Origin of the sequence: Cypionkella sp. (assembly GCF_036782355.1) — a bacterium.
In the GTDB taxonomy this organism is placed as follows: domain Bacteria; phylum Pseudomonadota; class Alphaproteobacteria; order Rhodobacterales; family Rhodobacteraceae; genus Cypionkella.
Genome location: NZ_DAIPZF010000022.1, coordinates 15400 through 34336, shown reverse-complemented (window position 1 = coordinate 34336; position 18937 = coordinate 15400). Strand labels below are relative to the sequence as shown.

General features: G+C 59.9%; 19 protein-coding genes. 11 read left to right on the top strand and 8 right to left on the bottom strand.

Features of this window, described 5'->3' with window-relative positions:
• The first annotated feature begins 24 nt into the window (after nucleotides 1-24).
• From V7Q10_RS10075 to speB, 4 genes are all read left to right on the top strand, one after another.
• Entirely contained in the window at nucleotides 25-1098 is a 1074-nt protein-coding gene (locus tag V7Q10_RS10075) for an ABC transporter substrate-binding protein (RefSeq protein ID WP_333868961.1), read from the top strand.
• A gap of 71 nt (nucleotides 1099-1169) precedes the next feature.
• Nucleotides 1170-2432: an ABC transporter permease gene (locus V7Q10_RS10070; RefSeq protein WP_333868960.1), complete on the top strand. Its 1263-nt coding sequence runs from the start codon at nucleotides 1170-1172 to the stop codon at nucleotides 2430-2432.
• Between the two features lie 10 nt (nucleotides 2433-2442).
• Complete coding sequence (locus tag V7Q10_RS10065; RefSeq protein ID WP_333868959.1) at nucleotides 2443-3363, top strand: ABC transporter permease; 921 nt, start codon at nucleotides 2443-2445, stop codon at nucleotides 3361-3363.
• A gap of 9 nt (nucleotides 3364-3372) precedes the next feature.
• The gene (gene speB / locus V7Q10_RS10060) at nucleotides 3373-4341 is read left to right on the top strand and encodes an agmatinase (protein ID WP_333868958.1); all 969 of its coding nucleotides are present in this window, start codon (nucleotides 3373-3375) and stop codon (nucleotides 4339-4341) included.
• Here the strand turns inward: speB and V7Q10_RS10055 are convergent.
• The 7 genes from V7Q10_RS10055 to V7Q10_RS10025 are packed head-to-tail and all read right to left on the bottom strand — an operon-like array spanning nucleotide 4324 to nucleotide 10611.
• Nucleotides 4324-5262: an AEC family transporter gene (locus V7Q10_RS10055; protein ID WP_333868957.1), complete on the bottom strand. Its 939-nt coding sequence runs from the start codon at nucleotides 5260-5262 to the stop codon at nucleotides 4324-4326. The two genes, speB and V7Q10_RS10055, sit on opposite strands and share 18 nt — an antisense overlap.
• Nucleotides 5259-6059 carry an MBL fold metallo-hydrolase gene (locus V7Q10_RS10050; RefSeq protein WP_333868956.1) on the bottom strand — a complete coding sequence of 267 codons (801 nt, stop codon included), beginning with the start codon at nucleotides 6057-6059 and terminating at the stop codon, nucleotides 5259-5261. The genes V7Q10_RS10055 and V7Q10_RS10050 overlap by 4 nt, the downstream gene beginning before the upstream one ends.
• Nucleotides 6059-6847, bottom strand: a complete 789-nt coding sequence (locus tag V7Q10_RS10045; RefSeq protein WP_333868955.1) for a TatD family hydrolase — start codon at nucleotides 6845-6847, stop codon at nucleotides 6059-6061. Before V7Q10_RS10045 ends, V7Q10_RS10050 begins: the two co-directional genes overlap by 1 nt.
• A gap of 10 nt (nucleotides 6848-6857) precedes the next feature.
• Nucleotides 6858-7976 carry a DNA polymerase III subunit delta' gene (locus V7Q10_RS10040; protein WP_333868954.1) on the bottom strand — a complete coding sequence of 373 codons (1119 nt, stop codon included), beginning with the start codon at nucleotides 7974-7976 and terminating at the stop codon, nucleotides 6858-6860.
• On the bottom strand, nucleotides 7973-8593 hold the full coding sequence (tmk, locus tag V7Q10_RS10035; RefSeq protein WP_333868953.1) for a dTMP kinase: 621 nt from the start codon (nucleotides 8591-8593) through the stop codon (nucleotides 7973-7975). Before tmk ends, V7Q10_RS10040 begins: the two co-directional genes overlap by 4 nt.
• Nucleotides 8593-9759, bottom strand: a complete 1167-nt coding sequence (locus V7Q10_RS10030; protein ID WP_333868952.1) for a D-alanyl-D-alanine carboxypeptidase family protein — start codon at nucleotides 9757-9759, stop codon at nucleotides 8593-8595. The genes tmk and V7Q10_RS10030 overlap by 1 nt, the downstream gene beginning before the upstream one ends.
• Nucleotides 9760-9762: 3 nt before the next feature.
• Nucleotides 9763-10611, bottom strand: a complete 849-nt coding sequence (locus V7Q10_RS10025; protein ID WP_333868951.1) for an SPOR domain-containing protein — start codon at nucleotides 10609-10611, stop codon at nucleotides 9763-9765.
• Nucleotides 10612-10962: 351 nt separating this feature from the next.
• Between V7Q10_RS10025 and V7Q10_RS10020 the strand changes: the two genes are divergently transcribed.
• The 5 genes from V7Q10_RS10020 to V7Q10_RS10000 all read left to right on the top strand — a co-directional run bounded on the left by V7Q10_RS10020 (nucleotide 10963) and on the right by V7Q10_RS10000 (nucleotide 16113).
• A complete protein-coding gene (locus tag V7Q10_RS10020) occupies nucleotides 10963-11874 on the top strand; it encodes a lipid A-modifier LpxR family protein (protein ID WP_333868950.1) in 912 nt (303 codons plus the stop codon).
• 194 nt (nucleotides 11875-12068) lie between these two features.
• Nucleotides 12069-13067, top strand: coding sequence for a Hint domain-containing protein (locus V7Q10_RS10015; protein WP_333868949.1), 999 nt, complete (start codon nucleotides 12069-12071; stop codon nucleotides 13065-13067).
• Nucleotides 13068-13327: 260 nt separating this feature from the next.
• A complete protein-coding gene (rpsD, locus tag V7Q10_RS10010) occupies nucleotides 13328-13948 on the top strand; it encodes a 30S ribosomal protein S4 (RefSeq protein WP_333868948.1) in 621 nt (206 codons plus the stop codon).
• A gap of 144 nt (nucleotides 13949-14092) precedes the next feature.
• On the top strand, nucleotides 14093-15178 hold the full coding sequence (gene hisC, locus V7Q10_RS10005; RefSeq protein ID WP_333868947.1) for a histidinol-phosphate transaminase: 1086 nt from the start codon (nucleotides 14093-14095) through the stop codon (nucleotides 15176-15178).
• 2 nt (nucleotides 15179-15180) lie between these two features.
• On the top strand, nucleotides 15181-16113 hold the full coding sequence (locus tag V7Q10_RS10000; RefSeq protein WP_333868984.1) for a prephenate/arogenate dehydrogenase family protein: 933 nt from the start codon (nucleotides 15181-15183) through the stop codon (nucleotides 16111-16113).
• On the opposite strand, the gene V7Q10_RS09995 is transcribed toward V7Q10_RS10000, so the two are convergent.
• Nucleotides 16110-17099, bottom strand: a complete 990-nt coding sequence (locus tag V7Q10_RS09995) for a DUF2125 domain-containing protein (protein ID WP_333868946.1) — start codon at nucleotides 17097-17099, stop codon at nucleotides 16110-16112. The genes V7Q10_RS10000 and V7Q10_RS09995 overlap by 4 nt on opposite strands.
• Before the next feature lie 62 nt (nucleotides 17100-17161).
• On the opposite strand from V7Q10_RS09995, the gene V7Q10_RS09990 reads away from it, so the two are divergent.
• Nucleotides 17162-17695 (top strand): gamma-glutamylcyclotransferase, encoded by a 534-nt coding sequence (locus V7Q10_RS09990; RefSeq protein WP_333868945.1) that lies wholly within the window; start codon nucleotides 17162-17164, stop codon nucleotides 17693-17695.
• A gap of 71 nt (nucleotides 17696-17766) precedes the next feature.
• Nucleotides 17767-18936, top strand: a complete 1170-nt coding sequence (locus V7Q10_RS09985; RefSeq protein ID WP_333868944.1) for a biopolymer transporter ExbB — start codon at nucleotides 17767-17769, stop codon at nucleotides 18934-18936.
• Nucleotide 18937 lies beyond the last annotated feature (1 nt).

Genomic DNA, 18937 nt, shown 5'->3' with positions numbered 1-18937 from the left:
AACAACAACTATGGGAGCTACCGAATGAAGAAACTTCTCGTTCTGTCCACCGCCCTGACCGCTGTTTCGTTTGCCGCACAGGCTGACGTCACGGTGATGTCGTGGGGTGGTGCTTATACCAAAAGCCAGGTCGAGGCTTATCACAAGCCCTTCACCGCGGCGACTGGCATCAATGTGATCTCGGTTGACAGCGACAACCCAGCACCACAGATCAAAACCCAGGTCGAAGCCGGCAACGTTTCGATCGACGTCGGCGACGTGGAATATGCTGACGCAATCCGCCTGTGCGACGAAGGCATGCTCGAGCCAATCGGCATGGATGTGCTGCCAGCGGGTGCTGATGGCACCCCAGCGGCAGACGACTTCCTGCCCGGCGCTGTGACCGATTGCGCTGTTTCAACCATCGTGTTCTCGACCGTTTACGGCTATGACAACACCAAATTCCCAGACGCCAAGCCAACCACCATGGCGGATTTCTTCGACACCACGAAGTTCCCCGGCAAGCGTGGCCTGCGTAAGGGCGCAAAAGCAAACCTCGAGATGGCTTTGATGGCTGACGGCGTTCCTGCCGCTGACGTCTATGCAACCTTGGGCACCCCAGAGGGCGTTGATCGCGCTTTCGCCAAGCTCGACACCATCAAGAGCGACGTGATCTGGTGGGAAGCTGGCGCACAGCCACCACAGCTGTTGGCTGACGGCGAAGTCATGATGTCGACCGCCTATAACGGCCGTCTGTTCGCGGCTGCTGTGGCAGAGGGCAAGCCCTTTACCACCGTTTGGGATGGTCAGGTTTACGAATACGACTTGTTCGTTATTCCAAAGGGCGCGCCTAACAAGGACGCTGCTATGGAGTTCGTGAAGTTCGCGACCTCGACCCAAGCTTTGGCCGATCAGGCCAAGTGGATCGCCTACGGCCCTGCGCGGAAATCTTCCGGCGCGCTGGTTGGTCTTTACAACGACGGCAAGACCGAAATGGCCCCCTATATGCCAACTTCGGCAGCGAACCTGGGCAACGCTCTGGCGTCTTCCTATGAGTTCTGGGTTGACCATGACGGCGAGTTGAACGACCGCTTCAACGCATGGCTTGCCTCGAACTAATCTGAAAACGGGCGCGGGGGAAACTTCGCGCCCGAATTCTGTTGTTTACGTCGATTTTCGAAGGATGGATGATGGCCGATCTTGCTGCCAATGACCCTGTATTGCTGACAACCTCGGACGGGCGACCGCTTCAAGAGGCCTTGGCGCAGGCGCAATCAAAAGCCAAATGGCGCGCCTTTATGTTGGTTGCACCGCTTTTGTCCTTTATCCTGATCACCTTCGTGTCACCGATTGTGCAGGTCTTGCATCAATCGGTCTACAACCCGAAATTTTCTGAAAATATGCCGCAGATCTCGGCTTGGTTTGACCAAAACCCCAATGGTACCGAACCTGACGAGGCCGCCTATACTGCGCTGGTGGCCGATCTTGTGGCCGCAGGGGCTGCAAAAACCGTGGCCGTCGCAGGCGAGCGGGTCAACTACGAGATGCCAGGTACGCGGTCTTTGTTCACCAAAGCCGGACGCGAGGCCAAAAAGCTGCAACCGCCCTTCATGGAGTCTTTGACAAAGCTGGATGAAAACTGGGCCTCGCCCGAGCTTTGGGGCGTGATGCGGCGGGTGTCGCATGCCTATACTGGCGATTTCTATCTGGCGGCCGTCGATCTGGAACGTTCGCCCACCGGTTCGATCCAACAGGTGCCGGAAAACGAGCGGGTCTATGTGAATCTGTTTGTGCGCACTTTTGCGCTGTCGGCTGCGATTACCTTTATGTGTCTGCTGATTGGCTATCCGGTGGCGTTTTTGCTGGCCGCTCTGCCGATGCGCTATGCCAGTCTGCTGATGATCATGGTGCTTTTGCCGTTCTGGACCTCGCTTTTGGTGCGGACCACCGCTTGGATGGTGCTGTTGCAGGGCCAAGGCGTGGTGAACAGTCTGCTGGTATGGGCCGGTATCATCGCAGAAGATCAGCGTTTGGTGATGATCAACAACCTGATGGGCACGATGATTGCGATGACGCATATTCTGCTGCCCTTTATGATCTTGCCGCTTTATTCGGTGATGAAGCCGATCCCGCCCAGCTATGTGCGGGCAGCGCGCAGCCTTGGCGCAACCTCTTGGACTGCTTTCCGCAGGGTCTATCTGCCGCAAACCATTCCTGGCATCGGCGCGGGCGGGCTCTTGGTCTTCATCCTGTCGGTTGGCTATTACATCACACCGGCTTTGGTTGGTGGCGCGTCGGGGCAGCTGATCTCGAACCTGATCGCCTTCCATGTCAACAAATCAAACAACTGGTCGCTGGCTGCGGCGCTGGCGACGATCCTGCTGGCCTCGATCCTGCTGCTGTACTGGCTTTACGACAAGCTGGTTGGCATCGACAAATTGAAACTGGGTTAAGGGGCACATCATGGCACTTCCGATTTACGCCTCTCCGCTGGAACGGGCTTGGTATTATACATTCCGGGTTCTTTGCGGGCTGATCTTTCTGTTCTTGATCGCGCCGATCCTGATCGTGATCCCGCTGTCGTTCAACGCAGAGCCCTATTTCACCTTTACCGAAAAGATGCTGTCGCTGGATCCTACGGGCTATTCCTTGCGCTGGTATGACCTGCTGCTGACCCACCCGAATGTGCCCACCGATGTGCCGCGTGATGCGGCTTGGTGGGCGACGGTCTGGCAGGATGCGGCTTGGGTGAATGCGGCGAAAAACTCGGTGATCGTCGGCTTTTTCGCCACCATCACGGCAACCTTTCTGGGCACGCTGGCAGCTCTTGGCCTGTCGCGCCCCGAGATGCCCTACCGCCGCGCCATCATGGCGGTGCTGATCTCGCCGATGATCGTGCCCTTGATCATCATCACGCTGGGCCTGTTCTTTTTCTACTCGAGCATCGGCATCAACAAATGGGGTGTGCCCTATTTGGGCGTGATCATGGCGCACGCCACACTTGGCATTCCTTTTGTCATCATCACCGTGACCGCGACCCTGTCGGGCTTTGACCATTCGCTGACCCGCGCCAGTGCCAGCCTTGGCGCCTCGCCCACCACGACGTTTTTCAAGGTGACGATGCCGCTGATCTTGCCGGGTATGATTTCGGGCGCGCTGTTTGCCTTTGTCACCTCGTTTGACGAAGTCGTAGTGGTGCTGTTTGTCGGTGCGAATGACGAGCAGACCATTCCGCGCCAGATGTGGAACGGTATCCGCGAGGCAATCTCTCCGGCGATCTTGTCGGTGGCGACGATCCTTGTGGTGTTCTCGATCACGCTGCTGGCGACTGTTGAATTGTTGCGCCGGCGCTCAGAGCGTCTGCGCGGGATCTCTCCTCACTAAGGATAAATGATGTCAGGGCATGGCTATGAAACGGGGCGGTTGAACCTGCCCTTTGTCGGGATCGCCACCTTTGGCAAGCGCCCCTATGTGCAAGACTGGACCCAGATCGACGCCGATGTGGCGGTGATGGGCGCGCCCTTTGACGCGGGCACGCAGTTTCGCGCCGGTGCCCGCTTTGGGCCGCGCTCGGTGCGCGAGGCCTCGACGCTGTTCAGCTTTGGCCATGCCGGGGCCTATGACCATGAAGACGATTGCACCTACCTGCCGGAATCGGTGCGGATCGTTGATATTGGCGATGCCGATATCGTGCATACCGACACCGCGCGCAGCCATGCCAATATCTGCACAGGGGTAAAGGCGATGCTGGCCGCAGGCGCGCTGCCGATTGTGATTGGCGGCGATCATTCGGTGAATATCCCGATTATCGAAGCCTTCGAGGGCCAAGGCGATATCCACATCCTGCAGATCGACGCGCATCTGGATTTTGTGGATGAACGTCACGGCGTGCGGGTGGGCCATGGCTCGCCGATGCGGCGGGCGGCCGAAAAGCCTTGGGTGACAGGGCTGACGCAAGTCGGCATTCGCAATGTGTCGTCCACCGCGCGCGAAGGCTACGAGGCGGCGCGCGCCATGGGATCGGACATCTTGTCGGTGCGACAGGCGCGCGGTTTAGGGATGCAGGCGGTGATCGACCGCATTCCGGCAGGCGCGCGGGTCTATGTCACGCTGGATATCGACGGCTTTTGCCCCTCGATCGCGCCGGGAACCGGCACGCCCAGCCATGGCGGGTTTCTGTATTACGAGGTGCTGGAAATGCTGCAAGCCGTGGCCAAGCGCCACGAGATCGTCGGCATGGATCTGGTCGAAGTCGCGCCCGACTATGACCAAACCCAATCGACCAGCATTCTGGCGGCGCAGATCTTGCTGAACTTCTTGGGCTTTATCTTCGAGGCGCGGGCGTCACGGCAGCAGGTGTAGCCAGCCCCAAGTGGTAAAGATCGACAGCGCCGTGGCGATCAGCACCGAAGAGGCCGCCACCCGTTTGCCGACGCCATACATATGCGCGAACATATAGGCATTGACCCCCGGTGCCATCGCCGCGGTGACAGTGGCCGAGCGCAGGCTTGCGGTATCCAGACCAAAGCCATAGTGCCCCAAACCATAGGTAATCGCTGGGTGGATCAGCAAAGACGAGGCACAGACCATCGCAATCGTAGCGCGGTCGCCTTCGGGGCGATAGCGCCACAGCACCCCGCCCAGCCCAAACAGCGCCACCGGAATGCCCGACCGCGCCATCATTTCGACCGCCGAGGCTGCAAAATTGGGCACCGTAAGGCCCGATAGGTTGACAGCAAAGCCGCAAAGAATGCCGATGACCAGCGGCTGTGTGATCACGCCCTTGGACACTTGCACCAGCAGGGCAGGCACATTGCTGACCTTGCCGCGCGAACGCGCCCATTCCATCATCAAGATGCCAAAGCTATAAAGGATCGGTGCATGGATCGAGATGATCGCGTAATTTCCGGCAAGCGCCGCCGAGCCATAGGCGCGCTCGGTGATCGGCAGGCCCAGCAGCAGGGTGTTGGAAAACAGCCCCGCAAAGCCAATGGCCACACAATCGGCCAGTGGGCGCTTGAAAATCAGCAAAGCGCCAAAGAAGGCAAAGCCAAAGCCCGCGAAAGCCCCGGCATAAAACGACAGCATCAGCCCCGGATTATAGGCCTGCGTCAGATCCAGCGCCGAGATGGATTTGAACAGCAGCACCGGAAGCGCAAAGGTTTGCGCATAGCGCATCACGCCATCGACATTGCTCTCTGAAAACACCCCCGCGCGGGCGGCGGCATAGCCAAAGCCGATCAGCAGAAACACCGGCAGAATAACGTCCAGCAGCGCGCTCATGGGTGATCAAACGTCAGTTGCAAACCGTCATAGGCGGGGGTGATCTGATCGGGCAGTTCGGCCACCAGCGTGGCGTAATCCATATCCAGATGCATATTGGTCAAAACCGCCTGCGCGGGGTTCGCTCGCGCGATCCACTCAAGCGACAGCGCCAAATGCGCATGGGTCGGGTGCGGCGTGCGGCGCAGCGCGTCCAAAATCCAGACCTTAAGCCCCATCAGATGCGGCCAAGCCTCTTCAGGGATCGCCACGACATCGGGCAGATAGGCCAGCCCCGCCACCCGAAACCCCAGCGCATTCATCGAGCCGTGATCGACGGTAAAAGGCTGAAAGCCAATTGGGCCAGCCGCGCCCGAAATCTCGAACGCGCCATGGATCGCATGCAGATCCAGCATCGGTGGATAGGGCGAGCCTTCGGGCTGCACAAAGGCATAGGCAAAGCGCGACAGCAATTGATCTTGGGTCGGCGCATCGGCCCAAACCGGCAGGCGTGCGCGTTGGTTCATCACGATCTGGCGCAGATCGTCGATGCCATGCACATGATCGGCGTGCGAATGGGTGTAGACCACAGCGTCAAGCGTGCCGATATTGGCGTCCAGCAATTGGTGGTGCATGTCGGGGGTGGTGTCGATCAGCACACGGGTGATTGCCGCGCCCTCGATCCGCTCGACCAGCAAAGAACAGCGGCGGCGGCGGTTTTTCGGATTGGCGGGGTCGCAATCGCCCCAATGCCCGCCCAAACGCGGCACGCCGCCCGATGATCCGCAGCCAAGCACGGTAAAGCGCATCTGTGCCATCAGATTGCCTTTGCGCGGGTAAAGAGCCGGTCGAAATTCGCGGTCGTGGCGGCGGCAAAGGCCTCTTCGCTGACACCAAAAACGCCTGCTCCAGCTTTGGCGGTAAAGGCTGTGTAGGCGGGCTCGTTGCGTCGGCCGCGATGGGGTGGCGGCGCCAGATAGGGGCTGTCGGTTTCCAGCAAAATCCGGTCCAGCGGCGCGCGGGCAAAGATGTCGCGCAGCTCTTGGCTTTTGGGAAAGGCGGTGATGCCCGACATCGACAGATAAAACCCCATGTCCAAAGCAGCGCGGCCCAAAGCCTCGGAAGAGGAAAAGCAATGCATCACGCAGGTATAGGGCTTGGCCTCCATCCCCTCGGCCAGAATGCGGGCCATGTCGTCGTCAGCGCCGCGCGCATGGATGATCAGCGGCAGGCCGGTTTCTTGGGCGGCCTGAATGTGAATGCGCAGGCTGGTCTTTTGCAGCTCGGCCGAGTCGGCGGTGTAGTGATAATCAAGCCCGGTTTCGCCAATGCCGACAAACAGCGGATCTTCGGCCAGCGCCACCAGCTCGGCCACCGTCACCGGCGCATGTTCGGCCGCCGACATCGGATGCACGCCCGCCGCATAATAGACGCCGTCATAGCTGTGGGCGATCTCGCGGACGCGGGGCAGGTTCGGCAATTTGGTGCAGATCGTCACCATGCGCGACACCCCTGCGGCGCGGGCGCGGGCGATCACCTCGGGCAGTTCCTCGGCAAAGTCGGGAAAATCAAGGTGGCAGTGGCTGTCTACGATTTCGAATGCCATGCGGTGCCCCCTAGGCCAGCCTGGCCGACGTCTCGTTGATGTGTAAAAGCATATCCATCAGAAGGGCGGCAGGGTCAAGGTTCACTGCCCGGGCTTTGCGCGCACGCAGGCCAAGATGTTGCGCCGCATCGGCCCATTCGCGCGCCTGATAGGGGCTGGGCGAGAGCCGCGAAATCAGATCGGCTTCGCCGCGCGCGGCCTCGGGTGGCAGCAGCTGAAGCGTGCCCGCGCGGGCCAGCCGTGCCAAAAACAGATCCAGCAGCGTAACGCTTAGGTCAAACTGCGCCTCGGCACCCTTGCCTGCCGATTTCTCGGCAAAGTTGAGCGCGCGGGGGCGGTCAAGTCGGGGCAGGGTGGCAAACAGGCTGATCAGCGCCTCGTAATGCCGCAAGCCGTCCAGATTGGTCATCCGAAACGCCTCGCCCACCGATCCGCCTGCCAATTCGGCCAGGGCGGTCGCCTCGGAGGCCGCGACCTCGCCGCCCGCTTGGGTCAGCGCTTCGGACAGATCTTGCGGCGACAAAGCCCCCAGCCGCAGCTCGCGGCAGCGCGAGCGGATGGTGGGCAACAGCTTGGCCGGCTGATGCGAGATCATCAAGATCGTCACCCGTGCGGGCGGTTCTTCCAGCAGTTTCAACAGCGCATTGGCGGCCGAGACGTTCATCTCGTCGATGCTGTCGATGATCGCGACGCGCCTGCCGCCATCTGCCGCCGAAAGCGCGAAAAAGCTTTTCATCTTGCGCACTTCGTCAACGGTGATGTCTTGCTTGAGCCGCGCGGCTTTTTCGTCATAGGGGCGGCGCAGCAAAAACAACCGCGATTCCGTCAGGGCGGCAAGCCTGTGGGCGACGGGGTGGCTGTCGGGGATGTCCAAGTTTTGCGGGGGCGGTGCGGCAAACATGCCGCCGTCGTCATCGGGCGTGGCCAGCAAAAACCGCGCGATTTTCCACGCCAGCGTGGCTTTGCCGACACCGCGCGGGCCGGTGACCAGCCAACCATGATGCAGATGCTTGCCGTTAAAGGCCGCCAGAAACGCCGCCTCGGCTTTGCTTTGGCCGATCAGCCGTGCAGTTTGGCGCGGATGCGGTGCGCCCTCGATGCGGTCGGGTTCGGGATGGCCCTCGCTCATGGCAGATGCGCCAAGGCGGCGGCGGTCACGGCCTGCGCCACATCTTCGGCCGCCCCAGTGCCGTCGATGATGCGAAACCGCTGCGGCGCTGCCGCCGCCAGTGCCAGAAACCCCGCGCGCGCCTTTTCCAAAAAGCCAAGCCCCATGCCTTCAAACCGCATCTCGCTGCCCGCGCGGGCAATGGCACGACGCAGGCCAAGGCTGGGGTCGATGTCGATCAGAAAGGTCAGGTCAGGTTCCACCCCGATCATCAGGCTGTGCAGCGCATCGACCGTGGCCCGCAGATCGCCGCGTGTAAGGCCCTGATAGATCCGGCTGCTGTCGGCAAAGCGGTCGCAGATCACCACCTCGCCGCGCGCCAAGGCGGGACGGATGGTTTTTTCCAGATGGTCGCGGCGCGCGGCGGTAAACAGCAACAACTCGGTCTCGGTGGACCAGCGGTCGGCAGCCCCCTCCAGCACCAGACGGCGAATTTCCTCGGCCCCAGCCGAGCCGCCCGGCTCGCGCGTCAGGGTCACAGTTAAGCCGCGCGCGCGCAAAGCCTCGGCCAAAAGCCGCGCTTGGGTGGATTTACCCGAGCCGTCGATGCCTTCAAAGCTAAGAAACACCCCCGCCATCAGCCCGCCGTCGCCGATTTGGCGATATATTCGGCGTAAAGCTTTTGTGCCGCGGCGCTCATCCGCGCCAAGAAACCGGCTTGAGCCACATCAGAGGCAGTCAGCAAGGGCACGCGGCGTTCAGGCAATCCGGGGACGTCGATCACCAGCTCGGCCACTTGACGGCCCTTGGCAATCGGCGCCGCCAGCGGGCCGTTATAGACCACCTCGGCCTGTAAGCCGTCTTGGGCAAGCGCGGGGATCAGCAGGCGAATATCCTCGGCAGGCATCAGACCAACGGTCTTTTCTGCGCCCAAAAACACCTCGGCCTCGGCAATAGAATCACCGGCCTTTGCCGTGGTTTTCAGCGCAAATTGCCGAAAGGCCCAAGTCGAGATCTTTTCCGCCTCGGAGGCGCGTTCGGGGGCCGTCGCAAGCCCCGAGATCGCAAAGATCACCCGCCGCTCGCCTTGTTTGACAGACCCGACCATGCCAAAGCCCGACTCTTCGGTATGTCCGGTTTTCAACCCATCGGCGCCGATGCCCAAGCCCAAAAGCGGGTTGCGGTTGTTGGCATTGGCAGGTGAGCGGTTTTTATAGTTGAAATCGGTTTCGGCAAAGACGGTGTAAAGCTCGGGGAATTCGGTGATCAGGCGCTGCGCAAGGATGCCCAGATCCTTCATGCTCATGCGTTGGCCGGGATCTGGCCAGCCCGAGGAATTGGTGAAATGCGATTGTGTCAGGCCAATCGCCTTGCCGCGCTGCGTCATCTGATCGGCAAAGGCGGTTTCCGAGCCGGCAAGCCCCTCGGCCACCGCCACACAGGCATCATTGCCCGAGTTGACGATCATGCCGCGGATCAAATCATGCACCGTTGGGCGGTCACCCTTTTGCAAGAACATCGTCGAGCCACCGGCTTCAGTAAAGCTCATCGCGTGATCCGACACGCCAAAGGTGGTGTCCATGCTGACGCGCCCATCCTTGAGCGCTTCGAACAGCATGTTCACTGTCATCAGTTTTGACATCGAAGCTGGCGGGACAGCGGCGTCACCGTTCTTATCCAGCAGCACGGTGTCTGTGGTCACATCATAGACCCAAGCTGTGGTCGCTTGGGTTTCAAAGGCCTGCGCGGGGGCACAGATCAGCGAGGTCCAAATCAGGGCGGCGGACAAAAGCCGGAGGGTCATAGCTTAGCCTTTCAGAAAGTAGGCGTCTTTGAAGCCTGCTTTTTTAACTTTTCCCAAGGCCGCAGCATCACCACGGGTTGTGACGCTCCAAAAGGGTTTGCCTTGGCTTGTCTCGGGGCGAATATCTGCCGCGATGCCTGCGGTCTTTAGGTTTGCCGCTGCGCGTTTGGCATTGGCTTCGATTGAAAAAATGCCGATTTGAATGGTGCTGCCGCTGGTTTTGGCCGGTTTTGCAGCTGTGGGGGTCAATGTGCCTGCGGGGATGGTCTGAGTTTGCACGCTGGGGGCTGCGGCGGGTTTTGCCGCAAAGACTTCGGCGGGCGTCGGGCTGGGCGGTGCTGTCTCGGCCGCTACGGTTTCCGCCGAATCCAGATTGGGCTTATTGGCGTCGGTGATGGCGGCGGCCTCTTCGCGGCGCAGCGCGGTGACGACGATCTTGGCAGGCTCCCCGGCCAGAAGCCCCAGCGCGCTTGCCGCATCTGACGAGATTTGCAGCTTGGGGCCGGGATTGTTGATCTCGCGGCGAAACAGCGCCCCGATCACGAACTTGCCATTGGCCGGATTGCGCAGGATCACCCGCTCGGGGTCTTTGGCATCGGGCGAGGCAACCCAGACGCCGCCAAGCGAGGGACGACCATCCCAAAGCGCGGTATCGGTGGTTTGAAAAATCTGCGGCGCTTCTACGTCGCGGTCAATCAATTTGACCGACTTTGCGCCCGCAACCGCTTGGGCGGGCTGGCTTGCGCTGGATGTTGGCAGACCTGCCAAGATGCCGCTGCCGTCTTGGCAGGCACTTAGCCCAAAGCCGGCCGTGACGGCCACCAAAAGACCCCGAATTGTCGAAGCTGACATGCCCACTCCTCTGCGCGAAATTCGCTGCCTCGCGCTTGATGATACCCACCTTTTTGGTGGCTTAAATGCTGCTTTGGCCCAATTAAGCCAATTTGACGCGATGATACAGCCAAGGTCGCAGGCTGGGAAGGGTGCGCGCAAGAATTGGTTTAAATCCTGCGTGAACTTGCCAGTCTCGCCGCAGCTCAAGCGCTTGCGACAGCAAAATTCTGAATTTTGGCAACATTAGTCCTTTGTTTTCCATTTTGTTGCCACAGTGAGGGGGCAGAGCTGTTCGAGGTACCATTTGGGGTACGGAGTCGGCGCGCTGTCGCTTTTGTGGGCCCTAGGCTTGCGGCGGAAAGGTATTTTATGACGCGTTTGTTTTGGTTTATCGCCGTTCTTGCGGTTTTGGCTGGTCTTCCGCTTGCGGCGCAAGAGCGGGTTACCTTGGGCTGGGGGCGCATGTTCAGCAATGATGCGATTGGCGATGGCCATGATCGCTGGCGCAGCGGCAGCTATCAACTTAGCCTGCTGCGCGGCGAGAGTTTTTCGGGGCATCTGCCGAAAACCCCCGGCGCTTTGCTGGAGTTTCGGGTGAATTCCCAGATCATTGCGCCGGCAAACCTGGGCAAAACTGCGCCAGGCGATCGGCAGTATGTTGGCATGTTGTCCTTTGGCGCGCATACGGTCTTTGCGTGGCGCGGCTATGATATCAACCTTGGAAGTGATCTGGTGATTGTCGGGCCGCAAACCGGTGTCGGCAGCTTTCATAAGTGGATTCATAGGGTTCTTGATTTAACCGGCCCCAAAACGGTGTCGCGTCAGATTGGCGATGGGCTTTATCCAAGCCTGCTGGCCGAAGTGGGGCGCGATGTTGTGATGGCGCCAAATGTCACGCTGCGCCCCTTTGTCGAGGCGCAGATCGGGGCCGAAAGCCTGATGCGGGTGGGGGGTGATCTGGTGATTGGCAGCTTGGGGCAGGGCGCGATTATGGCGCGCGATATGGTCAGCGGCCAGCGCTATCGCATTGTCGAGGCCGACCACAATCTTGGCTACAGTCTGGTGATGGGGGGCGATGTGGCAAGGGTTGCTGACTCGGTGTTTTTGCCTGTCGGTGGCGCTGCGGTGATGTCTTCTCAGCGCAGCCGGCTGCGGGCGGGTGTGCATTGGCAGGGACAAAAATCCTCGGTGTTTTATGGGGTAAGCTATCTGAGCCGCGAATTTGAAAGCCAGCCCGAAGGCCAACTTATTGGCGGCCTTAGCCTGAGTCTGAAGTTCTAAGCCGCAAGTTTCGCAATATTGTTGCTATTTGGTCATAGATTACATCCTAAAGGTCTGTTAACCTATTCTTACGAGCAGTCAAAACTATAAAAAACGACAAAACGAGCAGGCAAACAGGCATGAATACGGGCTCTTTGGGCACGTTCGTCATATCCTGGTCTCAGACAGAAATAGATGGCCTTAAGGCTGCGCGCATGGATCTTTTGACTGTCGGCACCGTTTGGCGCTGGACAGGGACGGCTGTGCGCGTGGATGGACCTCAGGGCCTGCTGCGACTGAATGAGGCCGAGGGGGCGGCGGAGTTAAGAAAACGGGCGGCGCGCATGGTGCGCCGGCTGGTCGGGGCAGCGGTGACGGGTGAGGCCGATCTGAAACCTGGCAATGATGAGCCGGTGCAGAGGCTGCCGGATCAATCCTTTATCGTAACTGATGGCCACCAAAGCTTTACCATCACCATTATCGCCGTGCCGGATACTGGCGCGCAATTGTTGATGTTTATTGGCGATCTGCCACCTTCGGATCAGGATCTTTGGGTGGTGCGCACTTCGATTGACCGCAGCCAGTCGGCGGCGGGCGCGCGGGCGGCGGGGGGGGTGATTTGCTTTACCCCCGAGACCCGCATCGCAACCCCCGAGGGGGCGCGGCAAATCCGTGACCTGAAAGCTGGCGATCAGATTTTGACGCGAGATAATGGCCCGCAGCAGGTGCTTTGGACCGGATTTCGGCGAATGTCGGGCGCAAGGCTTTATGCCATGCCGCATTTGCGACCGATCCGCTTTAAACGCAGCGCAATGGGGCTTTATCGGCCAGAGGAAGATTTGCTGGTCTCGCCGCAGCACCGGATGCTGGTGCGCGGCGCCGCGGCGCAGGCTTTGTTCAATACCCCAGAGGTCTTGGTGGCGGCCGAAGATCTGATCAATGATGTCACGATCACGGTGGACCATCAGTTGACCGAGGTGACCTATGTGCATATCTTATTGGAACAACACAATATTGTCTGGGCCAATGGCTTGGAGACCGAAAGCTTTCACCCCTCGAACACTTCGATGGATACGGTTGATCCGCTGCACTTGCGGTCTTTGAAAGCGATTCTGCCGCAGGTCGAGGCGAACCCGCACGCCTATGGCGATTATGCGCGGCGCAATCTTTCGGGCTCGGAGGCGGCGATTTTGCGGTATGAGTTGGCGGCCTGAGCCGGCCCAGAGCGGGGGGCTGTCTGCCCCCCACCGCGTGCGGGCGCACGCGTCCCCCCGAGGATATTTTAACCAAGATGAAAGCAGGAAAGAAAGTCTGGGGCGGCTTGTTGACTCTGGGGGGCTGGGCTGTATAAGCCGCGTCAGTGCCGGATGAGAGTCCGGCGCTTTTCATTGGTGTTGGTGGTCCTTGCAAAAGGAACCCTGTCGGGCTTCGGCCAAAGGACAACGCCCTTCACGTCTTAAGAAGGAGATCAGAGATGACAAAACGTACCTCTGCCAAATACAAAATTGACCGCCGTATGGGCGAAAACATCTGGGGCCGTCCTAAGTCCCCAGTGAACAAGCGTGAATACGGCCCCGGCCAGCACGGTCAGCGTCGCAAGAACAAGCTTTCGGATTTCGGCACCCAGCTGCGTGCCAAGCAGAAACTGAAGGGCTATTACGGCGATTTGACCGAAAAGCAGTTCCGCAAGATCTACACGGAAGCAGAACGTGTTAAGGGCGACACCGGCGAGATGTTGGTAGGTTTGCTGGAGCGTCGTCTGGACGCTGTGGTTTACCGCGCAAAGTTCGTGCCAACCGTTTTCGCAGCGCGTCAGTTCGTGAACCACGGCCATGTCACCGTCAACGGTCAGCGCGTGAACATCGCGTCTTACCGCGTCAAGGAAGGCGATGTGATCGCCGTTCGTGAAAAGTCGCGTCAAATGGCTGCGATCGTGGAAGCGATTGCTTTGACCGAGCGTGACGTTCCTGACTATCTGGAAGTTGACAACCAAAAGCTGACCGCGACCTTCGTGCGGACGCCTGGCCTGTCGGACGTGCCTTATCCGGTTCAGATGGAACCAAACTTGGTCGTCGAATACTACGCAAAGAACTAAGATCTGTTGCATCGCAACCCGAAAGGCCCGCTTTATGCGGGCCTTTTTGCTTTTGCGCCCAAGCTGTTGCGGCTTTGATCAATTGTTGCTGGTGTTGGCCCGTGGCCGCGGGTAAAACCCCCGATGAAGTGTTTGGGGAATCCGATGAACGACTTTATCCGCCCACAGCCCGGCATTCTGGAGATCGCGCTTTACGAGGGCGGTAAGGCCTCGGTTGCGGGCGTGGCCAATGTGCTGAAGCTGTCGTCAAATGAGAACCCCTTTGGCCCTTCGGACAAGGCGAAAGAGGCTTTTGCGCGGTCTGTGCATCAGCTGCACCGCTATCCTTCGACCGATCATCTGGCCTTGCGCAGCGCGATTGCCGATGTGCACGGGCTTGACGCGGGCCGCGTTATCTGTGGCGTTGGATCCGATGAGATTATTCACATGCTGTGCCAAGCCTATGCCGGGCCGGGCGATGAGGTGGTTTTCACCGAGCATGGGTTTTTGATGTATCGCATCTCGACCATGGCGGCGGGGGCTGTGCCTGTCGAGGTGCAAGAGCGCGAGCGCACCACGGATGTTGACGCCATTCTGAAGGCCTGCACCCGTCGCACCAAACTGGTGTTTATTGCCAATCCGAACAACCCGACCGGCACAATGATTTCGGCGGCCGAGGTCGAGCATTTGGCCGCAAATCTGCCGCCGCAAGCGATTTTGGTGCTGGATGGGGCCTATGCTGAATATGTCGAGGGCTTTGACGCAGGGCTATCGCTGATTGAGGCGCGCGAGAATGTGGTGATGACGCGGACCTTCTCGAAGATCTACGGGCTTGGTGGGCTGCGCATTGGCTGGGGTTACGGGCCCAAGCATATCGTGGATGTGCTGAACCGCATTCGCGGGCCGTTCAATCTGTCGAACACCCAGCTGGAAACTGCCGAGGCTGCGGTGCGCGATCAGGACTATGTCACGCGGTGTCGCGCCGATAACGCGCGGATGCGGCATTGGCTGGCAGAGGCTTTGGCCGAGCATGGTGTGCCTTCGGATACCTCGCTTGCCAATTTCATTCTGGCGCGCTTTGCTTCGGCCGAAGAGGCGGAGGCTTGTGATATTTTTCTGCAATCGCAAGGGCTTTTGTTGCGGCGGGTCGCCAGTTACAAGCTGCCGCATTGCCTGCGGATCACCATTGGTGACGAATCTGCCTGCCGCCGGATTGCCCATGCCATCGGTCAGTTCAAGGCGCAGGCATGAGCGTGCCGATCTACAACCGTGTCGCGCTGATCGGGCTGGGGCTGATCGCCTCGTCGATGGCGCATGCGATGCGGGCGGGCGGTTTGGCGGGCGAGATTGTCGGCCATGCCAAATCGGCCGAAACGCGGGCAACGGCGCTGGAGATCGGCATTTGTGACCGCGTTTATGCCACCGCGGCCGAGGCCGTGGCGGGGGCTGATCTGGTGGTGCTTGCGGTGCCGGTGGGAGCGATGGCTGCGATTGCCGCAGAGATCGGGCCGCATTTGGCGGCTGGCGCGACCGTCACCGATGTGGGGTCGGTCAAGCAGGCGGTGATTGCTGCGGTGGCGCCGCATGTGCCTGCGGGCTGTCATTTCATTCCCGGCCATCCGATGGCGGGGACCGAATATTCGGGGCCGCGTTCGGGTTTTGCCACGCTTTACAAAAACCGCTGGTGGCTTTTGACCCCTGATGCCGAAACCGATGCGGCGGCACTTCTTCGCCTGCGCAGCTTGCTCGAGGCGATGGGGGCCAAGGTTGATAGCATGGATGCGGCGCATCACGATCTGGTTTTGGCCGTGGTCAGCCATACGCCGCATTTGATCGCCTATACGATGGTTGGCGTTGCCGATCACTTGGCGCAGGTCTCGAATTCCGAAGTCATCCAATATTCCGCCACGGGTTTTCGCGATTTTACCCGGATCGCGGCCAGCGACCCGGTGATGTGGCGTGATGTGTTTTTAACCAATAAAGATGCTGTTTTGGATATTTTGGGCCGCTTTACCGAAGAGCTGTTCGTGCTACAGCGCGCCATTCGTATGGGCGATGGCGAGCAGCTGCACGATTATTTCACCCGCACCCGCGCCATTCGGCGTGGCATTATCGAGGCAGGGCAAGACACTTCAGCCCCCGATTTTGGCCGTGTGCCCAGCGAAAAGCTGCAAGACAAAACCTAGGGCCAGCTCAGCAAAGGCGCTGGACCAAGCGGCAGTGGGCCAAGCTGCATCCGACCGTTTTTAGCAACAAGCGTCAGGGTCAGATCCTCTGGTGCGCCGTTTTGGCTGGCCAAGTTTTGCAAAATTGTCGTCATCGTCTGCTGCATCTGCGGTTGCACCAGCCCCAGCGAGACCAAAAGTGGTGGTAACATTTGCCAGCCTTGCAGATCAATTTGAATATCGCCGGCCGCATAGCCCATTGCATCGGCGGTGATGCGGCCCGTTGCGTTCAGGCGCAAATCGCCCCAGATCAACCGCAGCGCATCCAGATCAATCTCGCTTGGTCGCGGCTGGCGTTGCGCTGCGCTGCGGTCCAACGCGGCGGTTAGGCTGACATGTGCATCCAGATAGCCCTCGTCGATCTTTGCTGGCAAGCCCGCGGCGGCCAGCTTTGGCGTCAGACTTGCATCCGTCAGCAGATCGGCCAGACGTAGCCCGAGGCGATAGCGATGCGCCGCCGTCGGGTCTTCGCGCAGCGACGCCAGCAGGCTTGCAGCACTGATCTGCCAGCCCGCATTCGAGATCAGCTGCAAATCGCGGCTTTGCGTCACCACTTCGCGCAGGGTTAGATCGCTGTCAGGATGCACCATCACATCGCCCATCATCTGGCTGCTGTTCAGGGTAAGGGTCTGATCCTGATAGGTGATTTTTTGCCCCGTCGGCAGGGCTGCGATCAAATGCCAAGGCTTCCATGTCATGGCAAAGACCTGCGCAAAGGGGGTTTGCCAGCGCAGTGGCAGATCGGGGCTGCGCAGCGCCAGATCGGTTATGGTCAGATCAAAGCGGTTCGGAATGCCCTGCACCTCGACGCTCGCCGCGCTGATCTGATCTTCGGGCTGGGCTTTGATCCAAGCCGAGACCGAGGTTTCGATCGTCGTGGCACCCACCCACCAATAGCCAGTCCAAGCCGCAGTTGCAGCCAAAGCGATCCACAAAAGCCAGCGCATCTCTTCCCCTTTTCATTTTCCGCGCCCAGCACTACACCGCGCAGCAGCGGAGGGCTAGGCGGATGACAACGGCGATGTGGGTTTTTGGCTATGGCTCCTTAATCTGGAACCCCGAATTTCCTGTGGCAGAGCGTCGCATCGCGCGGTTGGCAGATTGGCAGCGTTCCTTTTGTATGTGGTCGATCCATCATCGCGGCACCGAGGTCGAACCGGGGCTGGTCTTGGCGCTGGATCAGGCGGCGGGCAAATTTTGCGACGGTGTTGGCTTTCGCGTGCAGCCTGGCGCCGAGGCGGAAACCTTGGCAGCCTTGCGTGCGCGCGAGTTGATTTCTTCGGCCTATCTCGAGCGCGTCTTGCCCTTGGATTTGGCGGGTGGCGATAGGGTGCAGGCCTTGGCCTATGTGATTGATCCCGCGCATGTGCAATATTGCGGCGGCATGGCGCTGGCCGCGCAGGCGCAGATTATTGCGCAGGCCGTGGGCGGGCGCGGGCCAAACCGCGATTATCTTTACGCCACCGCCCAACATCTTGCCGATTTGGGTATAGAAGACCCAGATCTTAGCTGGCTGGCGGCAGAAGTTCGCAAGATCAGCTAGAGTTTTACTTGGCAGGCGGTGTCAGCCTGCTATGGTTTGACCAAGCAGAACAGACGGATAGCAGCGCCGAAATGGAAAAATCCAAACTTCAGGCTATCTACTTTAGCCAACCGATCCGCCAGTTTTTCACCATGTTTCTGGTGGTGATTTTGGTGCTTGTGGGGGCTTGGCTGATCCATTCCAAGGTGGTTGGCATCGTCAATGCCAACCCCTGGCTGAATGGCGGCATCGCTTTGGTGTTTCTGCTGGGGGTAGTCACCTGTTTCTGGCAGGTTTTCACGCTGGCGCAATCAGTGTCCTGGATCGAACGCTTTGTGCGCCATGACGTTGGCTTTGAAGACGCGAAACCGCCGCAACTGTTGGCGCCTTTGGCGCATTTGCTGCGCACGCGTGGCGCGCGGATGCAGATTTCTTCCTCCTCGGCGCGCTCGATCTTGGAATCGGTCGAAAGCCGGATAGACGAGGCGCGCGACATCACGCGGTATCTGACCAACCTCTTGGTTTTCCTTGGTCTTTTGGGCACCTTTTACGGGCTTGCCACCACGGTTCCGGCGGTGGTGGAAACCATCCGCTCGCTTGCCCCACAAGAGGGCGAGACTGGGCTCGAAGTGTTTGGCAAGCTGATGTCAGGGCTGGAAAGCCAGCTTGGTGGCATGGGCACGGCGTTTTCGTCGTCGCTTTTGGGGCTTGCGGGGTCTTTGGTTGTGGGCCTGCTCGAGCTGTTTGCAGGCCACGGGCAGAACCGTTTTGCGCGTGAACTGGAGGAATGGCTGTCTTCGATCACCCGCGTTGGCTTTGCCGCAGGCGATGGCGAGGGCGGCGAGACCGCAGCGACCTCCGCCGTGCTTGACCATTTGGCCGAGCAGATCGAGGTCATGCAAAGCCTGTTTGCGCAGGTCGAGGCCAACCGCGCGGGAGGCGAGCGGGCGTTGCTAGAGCTGGGACAAGCCTTGGCACAGCTGTCGCAAAACCTAAGCGGTGAAACCGGACAGGCCGAGGCGCTGAACCGGATTGCCGAGGGGCAAGAGCGGCTGATCGCTGCGCTGACGGGGGCCGAGGGCGGCGCGCATTCGGATGCCGAAAGCCGGATGCGGCTTCGGTCGATTGATGTGCAACTGCTTCGAATCTTTGAAGAAATGGCAGCAGGGCGACAAGAGAGCCTTGCTGACCTGCGGGGTGATCTCTCGGCGCTGACGGCCTCGGTGCGCCAGCTTGCCCGCGGCGTTCCGGGGCGCGGCTAAG

Coding starts and splice junctions, on each gene's coding strand:
- V7Q10_RS10075 (WP_333868961.1), top strand. CDS start 25: ATGAAGAAACTTCTCGTTCTGTCCACCGCCCTGACCGCTGTTTCGTTT.
- V7Q10_RS10070 (WP_333868960.1), top strand. CDS start 1,170: ATGGCCGATCTTGCTGCCAATGACCCTGTATTGCTGACAACCTCGGAC.
- V7Q10_RS10065 (WP_333868959.1), top strand. CDS start 2,443: ATGGCACTTCCGATTTACGCCTCTCCGCTGGAACGGGCTTGGTATTAT.
- speB (WP_333868958.1), top strand. CDS start 3,373: ATGTCAGGGCATGGCTATGAAACGGGGCGGTTGAACCTGCCCTTTGTC.
- V7Q10_RS10055 (WP_333868957.1), bottom strand. CDS start 5,262: ATGAGCGCGCTGCTGGACGTTATTCTGCCGGTGTTTCTGCTGATCGGC.
- V7Q10_RS10050 (WP_333868956.1), bottom strand. CDS start 6,059: ATGGCACAGATGCGCTTTACCGTGCTTGGCTGCGGATCATCGGGCGGC.
- V7Q10_RS10045 (WP_333868955.1), bottom strand. CDS start 6,847: ATGGCATTCGAAATCGTAGACAGCCACTGCCACCTTGATTTTCCCGAC.
- V7Q10_RS10040 (WP_333868954.1), bottom strand. CDS start 7,976: ATGAGCGAGGGCCATCCCGAACCCGACCGCATCGAGGGCGCACCGCAT.
- tmk (WP_333868953.1), bottom strand. CDS start 8,593: ATGGCGGGGGTGTTTCTTAGCTTTGAAGGCATCGACGGCTCGGGTAAA.
- V7Q10_RS10030 (WP_333868952.1), bottom strand. CDS start 9,759: ATGACCCTCCGGCTTTTGTCCGCCGCCCTGATTTGGACCTCGCTGATC.
- V7Q10_RS10025 (WP_333868951.1), bottom strand. CDS start 10,611: ATGTCAGCTTCGACAATTCGGGGTCTTTTGGTGGCCGTCACGGCCGGC.
- V7Q10_RS10020 (WP_333868950.1), top strand. CDS start 10,963: ATGACGCGTTTGTTTTGGTTTATCGCCGTTCTTGCGGTTTTGGCTGGT.
- V7Q10_RS10015 (WP_333868949.1), top strand. CDS start 12,069: ATGGATCTTTTGACTGTCGGCACCGTTTGGCGCTGGACAGGGACGGCT.
- rpsD (WP_333868948.1), top strand. CDS start 13,328: ATGACAAAACGTACCTCTGCCAAATACAAAATTGACCGCCGTATGGGC.
- hisC (WP_333868947.1), top strand. CDS start 14,093: ATGAACGACTTTATCCGCCCACAGCCCGGCATTCTGGAGATCGCGCTT.
- V7Q10_RS09995 (WP_333868946.1), bottom strand. CDS start 17,099: ATGCGCTGGCTTTTGTGGATCGCTTTGGCTGCAACTGCGGCTTGGACT.
- V7Q10_RS09990 (WP_333868945.1), top strand. CDS start 17,162: ATGACAACGGCGATGTGGGTTTTTGGCTATGGCTCCTTAATCTGGAAC.
- V7Q10_RS09985 (WP_333868944.1), top strand. CDS start 17,767: ATGGAAAAATCCAAACTTCAGGCTATCTACTTTAGCCAACCGATCCGC.